Raw genomic sequence first — 15,706 nt, forward strand, 5'->3', positions numbered from 1 at the left:
GAGCCCGACCACCACGGAACCCGCACCGGGAGCGGAGGCGGGGACGGAGAAGGCCCCGCCCCGCCCCGTGTCCGTCCGGGGCCGGGGACTGCCCTGGGCGGCGATGGCCCGGCTGGCCGCACGGCGCGCCCTCGCCGCCGTGCCCGTGCTGGTCGCCGTCACCCTGGGCGCCTTCGCGCTGGCCGCCGCCTCCCCCTTCGATCCGGTGCGCCAGTACGCCGGAAGCGCCGGGCTGCGCGCCTCGCAGGACACCCTCGACCAACTGCGGGAGAACCTCGCCCTGGACGGTCCGTTCACCGAGCAGTGGTGGCGCTGGCTCACCTCCGCCCTGGGCGGGGACCTGGGCTGGTCGGTGTCCCTGCGCCAACCGGTCGCCCAGGTCATCGGCGAGCGGATGGGCTGGTCCGTGCTGCTGTGCGCGATCGCGTTCGTCCTCGCGGTGGTGCTCGGGACGCTGCTCGGCGTCGTCGCCGCGCGCCGCCAGGGTGGATGGCTCGACCGCTGCGTCACCGGCGCGGCGTACGTCCTGCAGGCCGCCCCGCCGTTCTGGCTCGGCCTGCTCGCCGTCTGGTTCTTCGCCCTCCACCTCGGGGTGCTGCCCGCCGGAGGACTCACCGAGTTCGGCGAGGAGACGGTCACCGCCGGCTCGTTGGCCCGCCACCTGGCGCTGCCCGTCGGCGTGCTCGCCGTCTCCCAACTGCCGTGGTTCGCCCTCTACACGAGGCAGGGCGTCGCCGACGCCCTGCGCGAGGACCCGGTGCGCGGCGCCCGCGCCCGGGGCCTGCGCGAGCGGACCGTCCTGTTCGGCCACGCCCTGCGCTCCGGGCTGCTGCCGGTGCTCACCCTCGTCGGCACCCGCGTCCCCGAACTGATCACCGGGGCCCTGCTGGTGGAGACCGTGTTCAGTTGGCCCGGCATCGCCTCGGCGACCGTGCGGGCCGCCACCGACAGCGACTTCCCGCTGCTGGCCGCGGTGACCGTGCTCGCCACCCTGGCCGTCCTCGTCGGAAACCTGCTGGCCGACCTGTTGTACGTGTTGGCCGACCCACGGGTCGACCCGGAGGAGATGTGACCACCGCCGACCCCACCAACGACACCAATCCCGGCACCGGCGCCGGCGCCGCCTGGCGCGCCGTCGGCGCCGACGGGCGTCGGGCCCGGACGCGGCGCGGACTCGTCCCGCTCGTGCTCGTGGCCGCCACCGTCCTCGCCGTCCTGGTCGTGCCGCCGCTGTTCCCCCTGGACCAGCAGGCCGTCGACCTCGCCGCCAAGCTCCGGCCCCCGTCCCCGGAACACCCGTTCGGCACCGACGAGATGGGCCGCGACCTGCTGCTGCGCTCCGTCTACGGGCTGCGCGTCTCGCTGCTCGTCGGCGTGGTCGCCGCCCTGGTGGCCACGGTCGTCGGCATCGCCGTGGGTGCCGCGGCCGGGGCGCTGGGCGGCACGGTCGACCGGCTGGTGATGCGCGCCGTGGACGTCTTCGCGTCCGTGCCCCACCTGCTGATGGGCATCTTCATCGTGGCGATGTTCCGGCCCGGCGTCTGGCCCGTCGTCGCCTCCGTCGGCCTCACCCACTGGGTGTCCACCGCCCGCATCGTCCGCGCCGAGGTGCACTCGCTGCGCGGCCGTCCCTACCTGGACGCGGCGATCTCCGGCGGCGCGTCGCGGTGGCGGGTGACCGTACGGCACCTGCTGCCCGGTGTCCTGCCGCAGGCGGGGTTGGCGGCCGTGCTGATGGTGCCGCACGCCATCTGGCACGAGTCGGCGCTGTCCTTCCTGGGCCTGGGCATCCCCGCCCACCAGGCCAGTCTCGGCACCATGGTGGAGGCCGCGCGGGGCACGCTGCTCGCCGGCGCCTGGTGGACCACCCTCTGGCCCGGCCTGTTCATCGTCGTCCCCACCCTCGCCATCGCCGGGCTCGCCGGCGCCTGGCGCGAACGGATCAACCCGCGCCGCCGATCGGAGCTGATGCTGTGACGGCCCAGACGTCCCCACCTGTCCGGCTCTCCGTACGAGAGCTGTCCGTGCGCTTTTGGATGCGCGGCGGGCGCACCGTCGCCGCCGTGACGGACGTGTCCTTCGACGTGGCCGCGGGGGAGTGCCTGGCCCTGGTGGGCGAGAGCGGCTGCGGCAAGTCCGTGCTGACCTCCGCGCTGCTGGGACTGCTGCCCGGCAACGCCCAGGTGCGCGGCTCCGCCCTCCTGGACGGCCTCGACCTGATCGCGGCCGACGAGGCCACCCTGGCCCGCACCGTCCGCGGTCGGCGGGTGGCCCTCATCCCACAGAGCCCCGCCGCACACCTCACCCCGGTGCGCACCGTCCGCTCTCAACTGGAGGAGACGGTACGGGAGTTGACCGGGGCGCGCGGACACCAGGCGCGCGCCGCCGCCGAACGGGTCGCCGAGCGCGCCGCGTTCCCCGCCGACCACCTCGACCACCACCCCCACGAGCTCTCCGGGGGCCTCGCCCAGCGCGCCGCCATCGCCCTCGCCCTCGTCGGCGACGCGCCCCTGCTGATCGCCGACGAGCCGACCACCGGGCTGGACCGGGACCTGGTGGACCGTACCGTCGACGAACTCCGCCGCCACGTGGACGACGGGCACGGCCTGCTGGTCATCACCCACGACCTGGCCGCCGCCGAACGCGTCGCGGACCGGATCGCGGTGATGTACGCCGGACGTGTCGTCGAACTCGCCGACGCCGACGACTTCTTCGGCTCGCCCGGTCCCCGGCACCCCTACTCCCGCGGACTGCTGGACGCCCTGCCCGAACGGGCCTTCACCCCCATCCCCGGCATGCCACCGGAGCTGGACGCCCTGCCCGACGGCTGCGCCTTCGCCCCCCGCTGCCCCCGCGCCGACGCGGCCTGCGCCGCCGTCCCCGCCCTCACCGGCGCGTCCGGCCGGGCGGTCGCCTGCCACCACGCGTACGCCCGCACCCCGGAGACGGCCGATGTCTGAGCCGATACCCGCGCCGGCCACCGGACCGGCCGCCGGACCGGCCGCCGCGCCGGCCCTCGAACTCCTCGACGTCACCGCCGGATACGACCGCCGCGCCCCCGTGCTGGACGGGATCTCCCTGACCGTCGCCGCCGGCGAGTCCGTCGGTCTGCTCGGACCCAGCGGCTGCGGCAAGTCCACCCTCGCCCGCGTCGCCGCCCTGCTGCACCGCCCCTGGGCGGGCGCCGTACGGCTGGCGGGCCGGGAGGTGCGCGGCTTCCGCCATCGAGCCCCGCGCGAACTGCGCACGTCCGTCGGCGTGGTCTTCCAGCAGCCCCGCCTCGCCGCCGACCCCCGCCTCACCCTCGCCGACATCGTCGCCGAGCCCCTGCGTGCCACCGGACGCCGCGCCGAGATCCCCGACCGCCTGCCCGAGCTGGCCGCCTCCGTCGGCCTCGGCGGCGACCTCCTCGCCCGCCGCCCCCACGAGGTCAGCGACGGCCAGCTCCAGCGCGCCTGCCTGGCCCGCGCGCTGGTCCTCCGCCCGAAGCTGCTGATCTGCGACGAGATGACCGCGATGCTGGACGCCTCCACCACCGCGGCCCTGGTCGCCGCCGTGGAGGACCACCGCCGCGCACACGGCACCGCGCTCCTCGCGGTCGGTCACGACCGGGTGCTGCTGAGGCGCTGGTGCGACCGGGTGGTGGACTTCCCGCCCGCGTGACGCCGGGCGGGGGCCGTTTCCCGGGCGGCTTCCCGAGCGGTGCGGGTCACTGGCGGTAGCCGGCGAGGAAGCGGCCGATCCGACTGATGGCCGCGTCGAGGTCGTCGGCGTGCGGCAGGGTGAGGATGCGGAAGTGGTCCGGGCGCGGCCAGCTGAAGCCGGTGCCCTGGACGACCTGGATCTTCTCGCGGAGCAGCAGGTCGAGGACGAACCTCTCGTCGTCGTGGATGGGGTGGACGGCCGGGTCGATCCGGGGGAAGGCGTACAGCGCGCCCTTGGGCTTGACGCAGGACACGCCGGGGATCTCGTTGAGCTTCCGCCAGGCGCGGTCGCGCTGTTCGTGAAGGCGTCCGCCGGGCAGCACGAGGTCCTCGATGGACTGCCGTCCGCCCAGCGCGGCCTGGATCGCGTGCTGCGCCGGGACGTTGGGGCACAGCCGCATCGAGGCCAGCATGGTCAGGCCCTCGAGGTAGTCGCGGGCGTGCTGCTTGGGGCCGGTGACGACCAGCCAGCCGGAGCGGAAACCGGCGACCCGGTACGCCTTGGACAGGCCGCTGAAGGTCAGGCACAGCACGTCGGGGGCGAGGAGGGCGGCGTGGTGGTGGACGGCGTCGTCGTAGAGGATCTTGTCGTAGATCTCGTCGGCGAAGACCATCAGGTGGTGCCGGCGGGCCAGGTCGAGCATGCCCTCCAGCACCTCCTTGGGGTAGACGGCGCCGGTCGGATTGTTGGGGTTGATGATCACCAGGGCCCTGGTCCGGCTGGTGATCTTCGCGGCCATGTCGTCCAGGTCCGGCAGCCAGTCGGCGGACTCGTCGCACATGTAGTGCACGGCCTTGCCGCCCGCGAGGGTCGGGGCGGCCGTCCACAGCGGGAAGTCGGGGGCCGGGACGAGCACTTCGTCGCCGTCGTCGACCAGTGCCTGCACGGCCATCTGGACCAGTTCGGAGACCCCGTTGCCGAGGAACACGTCGTCCACGTCCACCTCGGCGAGTCCGCGCTCCTGGTAGTGCTGGGCCACCGCCCGGCGGGCGGAGAGGATGCCGCGCGAGTCGCTGTAGCCGTGCGCGGTCGGCAGGGTGCGGATGATGTCCTGCAGGATTCCCTCGGGCGCCTCGAAACCGAAGAGCGCGGGGTTGCCGGTGTTCAACCGCAGCACGCTGTGGCCGGCCTCCTCCAGGGCGTTGGCGTGTTCGACCACCGGGCCGCGGATCTCGTAGCAAACGTCGGTCAGCTTGCTCGACTGCTTGAACTCCATACTTGGTTTTACCAAGTGAGAGCTTGGAAAGTCCAACCTTCCGTTAGGCTGGCGCCATGCCACGCCGAAGGTACGACCAGTTCTGCCCCATCGCCCGAGCCCTGGACGTCGTCGGGGAGCGCTGGACCCTGCTGATCGTCCGTGAACTGCTGGCCGGCCCCCGCCGTTACACGGACCTCCACGCCGACCTGCCCGGCGTGTCCACCGACGTGCTCGCGACCCGGCTGAAGGAGATGGAGCGCGAGGAGCTGGTCGCCCGCCGCCGCCTGCCGCCCCCGGCCGCGGCGTTCGTGTACGAACTGACCGAGCGCGGGCGCGGGTTGCTCCCCGTGCTGGCCGCGCTGGCCGACTGGGGCGCTCCCGCCCTCGCCGAGCGACGTCCCACCGACGCGGTACGGGCCCACTGGTTCGCCGTCCCGCTCATGCGGCACCTGGCCGAGACCACCGAGCGCACCGAAGGCGTCATCGAGGTCCGACTCGACGAGGGCACCTTCCACGTCACCCTCGACGAGACGGGGCCCGCCTACGCCGACGGCCCCGCCGCGCACCCCGACGAGCGCCTCGTGATGGACACCGACACGGTGCTGAAGATCCTCGGTCAGGAGGAAGGGGGCCGGTTCCGGGAGCCGGGAGAACCGGTGGACTGAGACGCCGGTGGCCTGACGGGGTCTTCGATACCGCCAAGGGGCGGGGTCGCCGAGGGAATCCTCGACGGCCCCGCCCCTTGGCGTGCGCGCGCCGATGGTGCGGAGTCGAGGCGCCGGACCCGATCGCGTTCACGGGGGTGGCCTGGACGACACCCGTGATTTACAGTCTGTCTAACAAGAGCGGGGGTACCCCTCTCCGTGAGCCTCCGCGGACGAGGGGCGGACGGCGCCGCGACCGCCCCGCGACGCACGGGCGAACCAGGAACGTCACACACGCTTCGAGGAGCGCACCATGGCCAGCAGCACCGTTCGGCCGAAGACGCAGGACCGGTCCCAGGAACACGATGTCGCCCGACGGCTGCTCGACTCGGCCGCGAAGCTGGCGTACGACCCGGCCACGGAGGTGGACTGGGAGACGCCGCTGGACAAGGACTTCCACGGCGCGAGCCCGGAGTGGAGCACCCTCTACGGCACGGCCTACTGGAACGAGATGACCGAGGAGCAGCGCAAGGAACTGACGCGGCAGGAGGCCGCGTCGGTGGCCAGCACCGGCATCTGGTTCGAGATGATCCTCCAACAGATGGTGCTGCGCGACATCTACGCGAAGGACCCGACCGACCCCGAGTTCCAGTGGGCCCTGACGGAGATAGCCGAGGAGTGCCGGCACTCGATCATGTTCGCCCGCGGCGCCGCCAAGTTGGAGGCCCCCCACTACCGCCCGCACCGGCTCGCGTTCGAACTCGGCCGGGCCTTCAAGACGCTCGCGTTCGGCGAGGTGGCGTACGCGGCGATCCTGGTGGCGGAGGAGGTCCTCGACGTCATGCAGCGCGACTGGATGCGCGACGAGCGGGTCGTGCCGTTCGTCCGCACCATCAACAACATCCACGTCGTCGAGGAGTCCCGACACATGAAGTTCGCCCGCGACGAGACGCGCAAGCGCCTCGCGGGCGCCGGGTTCCTCCGCCGCCGGATCAACGCCCTCGTGATCGCGATCGCGTCCTACGTCATCGTCACCAGCATGGTGAACAGGAAGGTCTACGCGAGGGCCGGCCTCGACGAGAAGCGCGCCGTCCGGGAGGCGAGGGCCAACGAGCACCACAAGGCCATGATGCGGTCGAGCTGTTCGGGCCTCATGGAGTTCCTGGCCTCCGCCGGTCTGCTCACCAAGCCGGCGCTCGTGTTCTACAAGCGCGCCAACCTGATCTGACCCCGGCGAACCGCGACATGACCCACGTCATCACCCAGAACTGTTGCGGCGACGCGACCTGCGTCGCCGTCTGCCCGGTCAACTGCATCCACCCCGCGCCGGGGGAACGGGACTTCGGCGACACGGAGATGCTGTACATCGACCCGAAGGCCTGCATCGACTGCGGCGCCTGCGCGGACGCCTGCCCGGTGGACGCGATCTTCCCGGCCGACGCCCTCCCCGAGACACAGCGGGAGTACGTCGACGTCAACGCGGCGTACTTTGCGGACAGGGAACCCGAACCGGTCGTCGACGGCCCGAACTTCCACCCCTGGGGGGAGCCGACGTTCGACCGCAACCTGCCGTCCGACTTCGCGCCGCTGAGGATCGCCGTCGTCGGCACCGGCCCGGCCGGCATGTACGCCGCCGAGGACCTGCTGCTGCACACCAACGCCGAGGTGACGCTCATCGACCGGGTGCCGGTGGCCGGCGGCCTCGTGCGATACGGCGTGGCGCCGGACCACCCGGCGACCAAACGGGTCGGCGACACCTTCGCGCGGCTGTACACCCACCCGCGGGTGCGGATGTACCTGGGACTGGAGGTGGGCGGGGACGTCACCCCGGAGGAGCTGGCCGAGCACCACGACGCGGTCGTCTACGCCGTCGGGGCCCGCGCCGACCGCCGTCTCGGAATCCCGGGCGAGGACCTGCCCGGAAGCCTCGCCGCCACCACGTTCGTCGCCTGGTACAACGCCCACCCGGAGGTCGCGCCGGACACGGTCGACCTGTCGGCCGAGCGGGTGGCCGTGGTCGGCACCGGCAACGTCGCCCTCGACGTCGCCCGCATCCTGGTGACCGACCCGGACACGCTGGCCGGCACCGACATCGCCGACCACGCGCTGGCGGCGCTGCGCGCCGGCGGGGTGCGCGAGGTGGTGCTCCTCGGACGCCGTGGCCCCGAGGACGCGGCGTACACCAGGTCCGAGCTGCTCGCCCTGAAACACCTGCCCGGTGTGGAGCTGGTCGTGGACGACCACGATCCCCGCGTCGGGGCGAGCATCGACGCCGCCAGTCCGAAGGACAAGGCCGCCGTGCTGCGGGACGTCGCCCGCGAGGAGGTGGACTGGTCGCGTCCGCCCGCGCCGGGGCGGCGCATCGTGCTCCGCTTCCACTCCGCGCCCGTGGCGGCGCTCGGCGACACGGGCGTCCGCGCCCTGCGCGCCACCGGCCCCGCGGACGAGGTGGAGATACCGGTCGGCATGCTGCTGCGGGCGGTCGGCTACCGCGGTGTGCCGGTCACCGGGCTGCCCTTCGACGAGGACACCGGCACCATCCCGCACGAGGGCGGCCGAGTGGTCGGCAGGCCGGGAACGTACGTCGTGGGCTGGATCAAACGCGGACCCTCGGGAGGCATCGGCGCCAACCGCGCCTGTGCCGCCGAGACGGTCGGCACCCTGCTCGCCGACGCCGTCGCCGGTTCCCTGCCCGCACCGACGCGCGACGCGAAGGCGTTCCACCGGCTCGCGCGGCGCCGCAGCCGCCGGCTGGTCGACGCCCGCGGACTGGCCGCGATCGGTCGGGCGGAGGAGGCCCTCGGTCGCCGGTACGGCCGACCGCGCGTCAAACTGGCCACGACCCGCGAACTGGTGGCGGCGGCCAAGGGCAACCGCCGGTGGCTCCCTCGCTGAACCGTGCTCGGAGCAAAGCCGCGACCCGCGTGCGGGTCGCGGCTTTGTCGCTCAGGACACCGCGGCGGTCGTGGTGATCACCGTGACCGCCGCCTGGAGGTCACGGATCGCTTTGTGGACGCCGTCGCCCGCCCACTGGCCCTCGGCGATCTCCGCCATCCGGGGCTCGACCCGCTCGCGGGGCAGCCCCGGGAACGCCTGCCGACGCAGACCGGCGGCGTGCAGCAGCGCCACCAGCCCACAGGTGCGGTCGTCCGGTTCCGCACCGTCCACGACCACGGCGGTCAGTCGGTCGCGCACCTCCCGCTCCACCGAGCCGTCCGTCTCCGGGTAACGCCGCACGGGGAGGAGACCGAACAGGCGGCGGTGCTCCTCGGAGACGAGGCCGCGCTCGCACAGGCTCTCCACCGCTGCCCGCACCGCCTTCGGCTGGTCCTTCGTCAGCCAGTCGGAGACCTTCTTCCGTCCGCTCCCCACCCAGTCGGCGATCCGCTCCAGACGACCGTCGAGCAGTGGGACGCCGGTCGGCGACCGGTCGACGACCTCCAACCGTCCGCCGGTCACCCGAAGCCGGCCCGCCAGGACCAGATCCAGCAGAATGCCGCCCGCGACGCCCCAGCCCGTGGACGACCGGTCCTTCGTCACGCCGGTCTCGTCGTCCAGCGACAGCAGCATGATCTCCTCGCCCAGAGTGACACGCACGGACAACCCCGCTTCCTCTCCGTTTCCCTGGTGGGGAAGACGTGTGAAGACCTTTCCGGGGTTGCCGCGCGGCGCACGGGAATTCGGCCGTGCGCGGCGGGAGAACGCCGTTGCGACGGTGTGGCCGCCGCCACTAGGCTCCACACCGTGACTGCCGGGTCGGCCATGGGCCATTCACGAGTGAGGCGCCCGGCCTCGACGTGAGCGCGAGGCGGGCGAGAGGCCCGCCTTTCCGTACGCTCCGCCTTCTCCGTTTCCGCGCGTTTCCCACTCGCACCGCGCGGTGAAACCGACCGGATTCCGCACGGCCGACGGCGTTGCCGCGACCACCGTCGACCGGTCCGAGACCGGCGCCCCATCCCCCTCCCCACCTCCACCTCCACATGTCCCGTGCCGGAGGCGAGAACGCCCGACGGTGAATTCGCCGTGCCCGCGAACGGGTGCGGAAAAACAACGTTCCAAGAAGAAAGCAGAGAATGCCGAACGACTTCAACCAGCAGGTCATCGATGAATTCCGCGCCAACGACGGGCGGGTCGGCGGTCCTTTCGAAGGGGGCCGGCTGATCCTGCTGACCACCACCGGGGTGCGGTCCGGCGCCCCGCACACCACCCCGCTCGGCTACCTCCCCGACGGGGAGCGGATCCTGGTCATCGCCTCCGCCGGCGGGTCGCCGAAACACCCGCACTGGTTCCGCAACCTGGTGGCCGACCCCCGCGTCACCGTCGAGGACGGCGTCTTCACCTACCAGGCGGAGGCCGTCGTCCTGGACGGTGCGGAACGCGACAGCGCCTTCGCCCGCGCGGTCGAGGCCGATCCCGCATGGGCCGAGTACCAGGAGCGGGCCGGGCGCGTCATCCCCGTGGTCGCCCTCCGGCCGCTTCCGGGACCGCCGAACCCGAACGCGACGTCCTGGGGCGAGGCCCTGAAGGCCGTCCACGACGCGTTCCGGCGCGAACTCGCCCTGATCCGCCGGGAGGTCACCGAGTCGGGGCCCAAATTGGGCGCCCAACTCCGGGTGAACTGCCTGACCTTCTGCGGAGGGCTGCACGGCCACCACGTCAACGAGGACGCCGGCATGTTCCCCGCCATCGCCGAACGGCATCCCGAACTCGCCCCGGTCGTCGACCGGCTGCGCCGGGAGCACGAGAGGATCGCGACCCTCGTGGCGGAGCTGCGGAAGACCGTCTCCGCCGCCGACGCCGACCCCGCGGATGTGCTCTCCGAGGTCGAACGGCTCACCGACGAACTGGAGGAGCACCTCGCGTACGAGGAGGAGCGGTTGATCCCCCTCCTCGACGCCCCCACCTCCTGAACACCGCTTCGGGCCCCGCCCGGACACCGGAAGTGAGGAGCGGGGCCCGGACCGGGGGAGGGGGACGCGGGAGGAGTGCGGAGGACGGGCCGAGGGCCGGCAGACTGTGGCCCGCAGACAGGGCCGGCACGAAGGAGACGAACGACCATGGCGGACAACGCGGCACGGCAGGGCACGGGCAGGATCGACACGTCCCGTCCGCACTCCGCCCGGATATGGAACTACCTGGCGGGCGGCAAGGACTACTACGAGGTCGACGCGGACGCCGCCGAGAAGGTCCTGGCGGCCTTCCCCGGCATGCGCGACATCACCCTCGCCTCCCGCGCCTTCATCGGCCGCGTGGTCCGTCACCTGGCCGGCCAGGAGGGCATCCGGCAGTTCCTGGACATCGGCACCGGCCTGCCGACCAGGGACAACACCCACGAGGTCGCCCAGCGCGTCGCCCCCGAGTCCCGCATCGTCTACGTCGACAACGACCCGGTGGTGCTGCTGCACGCCGAGGCCCTGCTCACCAGCTCCCCGGAAGGGGCGTGCGACTACATCGACGCCGACGTCCGCGACCCGGAGCGGATCCTCGAACAGGCCGCGCGGACACTGGACTTCTCCCGCCCCGTCGGACTGATGCTCATGGGCATCCTGGGCCTGGTCCCCGACCACGACGAGGCCCGCTCGGTGGTGCGGCGGCTGTTGGACGCCCTGCCGTCGGGCAGCTTCCTCGCCCTGAACGACGGCTCCACCGCCGACCCCACGTACGTCGCCTCCATCGAGGCCCACAACGCCCGGGGCACCGCCACCCCCTACACCCCTCGCGACCCCGAGGAGATCGCCGCCTTCTTCGACGGCCTGGAGCTGCTCGACCCCGGCGTCGTCTCCTGCTCGCGGTGGCGGCCGGAGGGCACGTCCGACCAGGTGCCCGCCGAGGTGGCCGTCCACGGCGGCGTCGGCCGCAAGCCGTAACCCCCGACGGGGTGACGCCCCGCCGGACCGAACACGATGACGCCGGGCCGTCGGACGGGTACCGGAGAGGAGTGAGTGAAAAGCCCGGACGGGAATCCCGCACGGCTCGAAGCGTTGGACGGAACATGGGCGACGACATCGACATCCTGCGCACCATCCGCCTGTCGGTCCTGGACCGCTCGCTGATCCGCCGGGGCGAGGGGGCGGACGAGGCCCTGCGCGCCACGGTGCGGTTCGCCCGGGACATCGAGGCGCTGGGCTACCACCGCTTCTGGGTCTCGGAACACCACGGGGTGCCCGGCGTCGCCGGTTCCGCGCCGACCGTGCTCGCCGCGGCCGTCGCCTCGGCCACCACCCGCGTCCGGGTCGGCACGGGCGGGGTGATGCTGCCCAACCACCGGCCGCTGGTGGTCGCCGAACAGTTCGGGGTGCTGGAGTCCCTCTTCCCCGGCCGGATCGACATGGGCCTGGGCCGTTCGGTCGGCTTCACCGGCGCCGTGCGCCGCGCCCTGGGCGCCGGGAAGGAGGCGGCCGAACGGTTCGGTGACGACCTGGCCGAACTGCTGGACTGGTTCGTCGGGAACGACGCCCGGGGCATGCGGGCGGTGCCCGCCGAGGGGCTGAGGGTCCCGGTGTTCCTGCTGGCCACGGGCGCCGGCGCCGCCCTGGCCGCCGAGTCGGGGCTGCCGCTGGTCATCGCCCCGGCGCGTGGGGAGGAGCGGATGCTCCGCGCCGTCGACGAGTACCGCGCCGCGTTCCGGCCCTCCGCCCTGACCCACGAGGCGTACCGGGAGCCGTACGTCGTCGTCTCGGTGAGCGTGGCGGTCGGCGAAACCGCCGAGGAGGCGGAATCGATGCAGGTCTCGGAGGCGTGGGCGACGGTCGTCTCCCGCACCCGGGGCGTCTTCCCGCCACTGCTGCCGCCCGAGGAGGTGCCGGTGCGGGAGATGACGGCGCGGGAGGCCACGCTGTTCGCCGAGGCCCGCCGCTCCCAGATCCACGGCACGGCGGAGGAGGTGACCGCCGCGCTCGCCGGGCTGATCCGGCGCAGCGGCGCCGACGAACTCCTCGTCACCCTGAACGCCCACGACCACGGCCGCCGCCTGGACTCCCACCGCCGCCTGGCCCGTCTGGCGGGCCTGCGCCCCGGCGCCTGAGGCCCGGCCGCCGGGGCGGACCGGAGGCGCGAACGCCGTCGTCCGCACGGCCCGGGGGTGACGGGATCCGGTCATGACGGCCGGTCCGGTGGTGACCCGCGCCCGCGCGTTGTGGAGTGAACCGACAGGCGTGCCGGTCGAGTTCGGGAGAACGGGGACGAGCGTCGCCGTCCCGCCGGGCTCGAGGCCGTGCCCGCCGTCCTGAGCCGGCGGCGGGGCCGGGCGACGCCGGAACCCCGCCGCACGTGCGGGACGCCGGCGGTCACGGCGGCCGGATCACGGTGCCACGATGCCGCGGGCGACGCCCAACTCCACCAGGTCCTGTGGGCGCAGCCGCAGTTCGTCGGCCGTGGCGCCCACCCGCTCCGGGCCGCGCTTGAGGATGGCCGCGGCCGACTCCGGGGCGATGACGGAGAAGTAGGCGTCCGGGGTGACCCAGGTGTCGTCCGGCGCCGCCAGGGCCAGGGCGCCGCCCGACCCGCCCTCCCCGACGACCAGGGTCGTCACCGGGACCCGGGCCTCGGCGACCGCCGCGAACGCCTCCGCGATGGCCGCGCCCGCGCCGGAACGTTCCGCCGCCTCGTCGTTGGCCGCGCCCGGGGTGTCCACCAGGGTGAGCACCGGGATGCCCAGCCGGTCGGCCAGCCGGATCAGCCGGGCGGCCGTGCGGAAGCCCGCGGGCAGGGTCGGGGTGCCGCACTGCGCGGCGTAGGCGACCGTACGGCCCCTCCGACGTCCGAAGCCGCAGCGCATCCCCGGGTCGGTCCCGCCGCGGCGGTCGCCGGAGATCTCCTCCCGCGTCTCGAAGTACGCGTCCAGGTAGGCGTCGGCGCGCGGACGGTGCGGCGAGCGGGCCCGCTCCACCGCCTCCCGGCCCGACTCCGGCGGCCCAAAGGCCGTGCCGAGCGCACGCGGCGGCTCGACGGGCCCGTCGGCGGGAGAGGTGAGCAGCGACAACCAGCGTCCCAGGACGTCCCGCAGCTCGTCCGGCGCCACGATCCGGTCCACCTGCCCGGCCGCCAGCTTCCCCTCCGCGCCGTACGCGGCCGGGTCGGCTCCCGGCGGGCGGACCCGCGAACCCGCGAAGGCGACCTGCGCTCCGGGCAGCGCCAGCACCACGTCCGACCCGGCGCCGAGCGTCGCCCAGCCGCCGCCTGTCGTCGGGTCCCGCGCCACGGCGATCTGCGGCAGACCGGCGGCCCGGGTCAGCGCCGACTGCCGTGCCACACGCTGGAGTTGGACCAGGGCCCGCATGCCCTCCTGCATGCGGCTGCCGCCGGTCGCGATCAGCGACACCACCGGCAGCCGCGCCTCGCGGGCGTGCCGGTGGGCGGCCTCGATCCGGTCGCCCGTGCGCTGCCCCAGCGAGCCGCCGAGGAAGGCGAACTCGAAGGCGATCAACACCGCCGGGACACCGTCGACCGTGCCGGTCCCGCACACCACCGACTCGCGCTCGCCGGTGCGCTCCCGCGCCCGGTCGCGCGCCGCTCCGTAGCCCTCCCACCCGATCGGGCCGTCCCCGTCCTCCGCGCCGCCTCCGTACAGGGGACCGGCGAGTTCGACGAAACCGTCGGCGACCGCGTCGAGCACCGCGCGGGCCGAGAGCCGCTCAGCCATGCGTCAGCGCCCGCTTCACGACCTTGCCCATGTCGTTGCGGGGCAGGGAGTCGGTGAACCGCACCACCCGGGGCCGTTTGTGCGGGGCGAGCTGCCGCGCGACGTGCTCGGCCAACTCCTCCGCGTCGGGCGGCTCCTGTCCCTCCGTCGGCACCACCCAGGCCACGATCCGCTCGCCCAGGTCCGGGTCGGGCTCGCCGACGACGGCGGCCTCGGCGACGCCGGGGTGGCCCAGCAGGCAGTTCTCGATCTCACCGGCGCCGATCTTGTAACCGCCGCTCTTGATCAGGTCGGTCGCCTTGCGGCCCACGATCCGGTAGCAGCCGTCGGCGTCCCTCGTCGCCATGTCGCCGGTGCGGAACCAGCCGCCGGCGAAGGCGTCGGCGGTGGCGTCGGGACGGCCCAGGTACTCGATGAACAGGTTCGGCCCGCGCACCTGGACCTCGCCGACGGTCTCCCCGTCGCTCTCCTCGATCCGCTTCCCCTCCTCGTCCACCAGCCGCACGTCCACGCTGCGCAGCGGCACGCCGACCGTGCCGGCGCGGTACTCGCCGTCCACCCGCACACTGGTGATCATCAGCGTCTCGGTCATGCCGTAGCGTTCGACGACGCGGCGGCCGGTGGCGGCCGTGATCCGCTCGTGGTCGTGGAGGGGCAGCGCCGCCGATCCGGAGACCAGCAGACGCGCGCCGCGCAGGGCCGCGGCGAGCCGGTCGCCGTCCGCCCCGCCGGCGTCGAGGACCTCGGCCAGCCGGTGGTACATCGTCGGCACCCCGAACATCATGGTGCCGCCCTCCTCCAAGGCCGTGGCGACGCCCTCGGGCGAGAACCGGCCCAGGTGGCGGAGGGTGCCGCCGCGCCGCAGCGGGCCCAGCACGCCCAGGATCAGACCGTGCACGTGGAACAGCGGCAGGGCGTGCACCAGCACGTCGTCGCCGGTCCACCGCCAGGCGTCGGCCAGGTCGTCCAGCGTGCCCGCGACCGCCCGGCGCGGCAGGACCACCCCCTTGGGCGGTCCGGTGGTGCCGGAGGTGTAGACGATGAACGCGGGGCTGTCCTCGCCGGGCTCCGGCAGGGTCCCGACGGGTGGGGCGGTCTCCTCGACGGTCAGCTCGACGTCGACGCGGGGGAGGGCGGCCAGTGCTCCGGGCAGGTCGTCACCGGGCGCGGCCAACACCAGGTCCGGTGTGCTGTCGGAGACGATGTGGTCCAGCTCGCGCGTGCCGATCCGGGGGTTGACGGGGACGACGGGCACGCCGGCCAGCAGCGCGGCCAGGACGCCGACGCAGGTGTAGGGGGAGGACGTGGCCCACACCGCGACCCGTCCGGCGTCCGCGATCCGCAGGGACAGGGAGTTCGCGAGCCCGACCAGCCGGCCGTACTCGATCACTCGCGCGTCGAAGTGGAGTGCGGGCTTGGCCGGAGCGTCGTGAAGGTGGGGGAAGAGCGTGGGCACCCGGTGACTCCTCGTCCTCGTGTCCGTACGGCTGACTGATCCGTCTCCAGGGTGGCCCATGA

The 15,706-nt window shown here is 73.7% G+C and carries 14 protein-coding genes; 10 read left to right on the forward strand and 4 right to left on the reverse strand.

Features of this window, described 5'->3' with window-relative positions; genetic code table 11:
* Positions 1-103: 103 nt before the first annotated feature.
* Genes IF47_RS0119075 through IF47_RS0119090 form a run of 4 tightly spaced genes read left to right on the forward strand, consistent with a single transcriptional unit; the run spans position 104 to position 3,663 of the window.
* Entirely contained in the window at positions 104-1,072 is a 969-nt protein-coding gene (locus IF47_RS0119075) for an ABC transporter permease (RefSeq protein WP_031510066.1), read from the forward strand.
* Positions 1,069-1,977: an ABC transporter permease gene (locus IF47_RS0119080; protein WP_051717885.1), complete on the forward strand. Its 909-nt coding sequence runs from the start codon at positions 1,069-1,071 to the stop codon at positions 1,975-1,977. The genes IF47_RS0119075 and IF47_RS0119080 overlap by 4 nt, the downstream gene beginning before the upstream one ends.
* Positions 1,978-2,036: 59 nt before the next feature.
* Positions 2,037-2,960 carry an ABC transporter ATP-binding protein gene (locus tag IF47_RS0119085; RefSeq protein ID WP_078591971.1) on the forward strand — a complete coding sequence of 308 codons (924 nt, stop codon included), beginning with the start codon at positions 2,037-2,039 and terminating at the stop codon, positions 2,958-2,960.
* Complete coding sequence (locus IF47_RS0119090) at positions 2,953-3,663, forward strand: ABC transporter ATP-binding protein (RefSeq protein WP_051717888.1); 711 nt, start codon at positions 2,953-2,955, stop codon at positions 3,661-3,663. The genes IF47_RS0119085 and IF47_RS0119090 overlap by 8 nt, the downstream gene beginning before the upstream one ends.
* Before the next feature lie 46 nt (positions 3,664-3,709).
* Here the strand turns inward: IF47_RS0119090 and IF47_RS0119095 are convergent, their stop codons facing one another.
* Positions 3,710-4,921: a pyridoxal phosphate-dependent aminotransferase gene (locus tag IF47_RS0119095; protein WP_031510070.1), complete on the reverse strand. Its 1,212-nt coding sequence runs from the start codon at positions 4,919-4,921 to the stop codon at positions 3,710-3,712.
* Between the two features lie 56 nt (positions 4,922-4,977).
* Between IF47_RS0119095 and IF47_RS0119100 the strand changes: the two genes are divergently transcribed.
* The 3 genes from IF47_RS0119100 (at position 4,978) to IF47_RS0119110 (ending at position 8,442) form a co-directional block, all read left to right on the forward strand.
* Positions 4,978-5,568 (forward strand): winged helix-turn-helix transcriptional regulator, encoded by a 591-nt coding sequence (locus IF47_RS0119100; RefSeq protein WP_078591972.1) that lies wholly within the window; start codon positions 4,978-4,980, stop codon positions 5,566-5,568.
* Positions 5,569-5,860: 292 nt separating this feature from the next.
* Entirely contained in the window at positions 5,861-6,775 is a 915-nt protein-coding gene (locus IF47_RS0119105) for an AurF N-oxygenase family protein (protein WP_031510072.1), read from the forward strand.
* A gap of 17 nt (positions 6,776-6,792) precedes the next feature.
* Positions 6,793-8,442: an FAD-dependent oxidoreductase gene (locus IF47_RS0119110; RefSeq protein ID WP_031510073.1), complete on the forward strand. Its 1,650-nt coding sequence runs from the start codon at positions 6,793-6,795 to the stop codon at positions 8,440-8,442.
* Positions 8,443-8,493: 51 nt separating this feature from the next.
* Here IF47_RS0119110 and IF47_RS0119115 read toward each other — a convergent pair whose 3' ends face one another.
* Positions 8,494-9,144, reverse strand: coding sequence for a GOLPH3/VPS74 family protein (locus IF47_RS0119115; protein ID WP_031510074.1), 651 nt, complete (start codon positions 9,142-9,144; stop codon positions 8,494-8,496).
* A gap of 476 nt (positions 9,145-9,620) precedes the next feature.
* Between IF47_RS0119115 and IF47_RS0119120 the strand changes: the two genes are divergently transcribed.
* The 3 genes from IF47_RS0119120 (at position 9,621) to IF47_RS0119130 (ending at position 12,571) form a co-directional block, all read left to right on the forward strand.
* Positions 9,621-10,457, forward strand: coding sequence for a nitroreductase/quinone reductase family protein (locus tag IF47_RS0119120; RefSeq protein WP_031510075.1), 837 nt, complete (start codon positions 9,621-9,623; stop codon positions 10,455-10,457).
* A gap of 147 nt (positions 10,458-10,604) precedes the next feature.
* Positions 10,605-11,414: an SAM-dependent methyltransferase gene (locus IF47_RS0119125; protein ID WP_031510076.1), complete on the forward strand. Its 810-nt coding sequence runs from the start codon at positions 10,605-10,607 to the stop codon at positions 11,412-11,414.
* 125 nt (positions 11,415-11,539) lie between these two features.
* Positions 11,540-12,571 (forward strand): MsnO8 family LLM class oxidoreductase, encoded by a 1,032-nt coding sequence (locus IF47_RS0119130; protein WP_031510077.1) that lies wholly within the window; start codon positions 11,540-11,542, stop codon positions 12,569-12,571.
* Positions 12,572-12,847: 276 nt separating this feature from the next.
* Here the strand turns inward: IF47_RS0119130 and IF47_RS0119135 are convergent, their stop codons facing one another.
* Complete coding sequence (locus tag IF47_RS0119135; RefSeq protein WP_031510078.1) at positions 12,848-14,188, reverse strand: carboxyl transferase domain-containing protein; 1,341 nt, start codon at positions 14,186-14,188, stop codon at positions 12,848-12,850.
* Positions 14,181-15,644 (reverse strand): acyl-CoA synthetase, encoded by a 1,464-nt coding sequence (locus IF47_RS0119140; protein WP_031510079.1) that lies wholly within the window; start codon positions 15,642-15,644, stop codon positions 14,181-14,183. Before IF47_RS0119140 ends, IF47_RS0119135 begins: the two co-directional genes overlap by 8 nt.
* Between the last annotated feature and the right edge of the window lie 62 nt (positions 15,645-15,706).

Origin of the sequence: Streptomyces megasporus, from assembly GCF_000718985.1 — a bacterium.
GTDB classification, from domain to species: domain Bacteria; phylum Actinomycetota; class Actinomycetes; order Streptomycetales; family Streptomycetaceae; genus Streptomyces; species Streptomyces megasporus.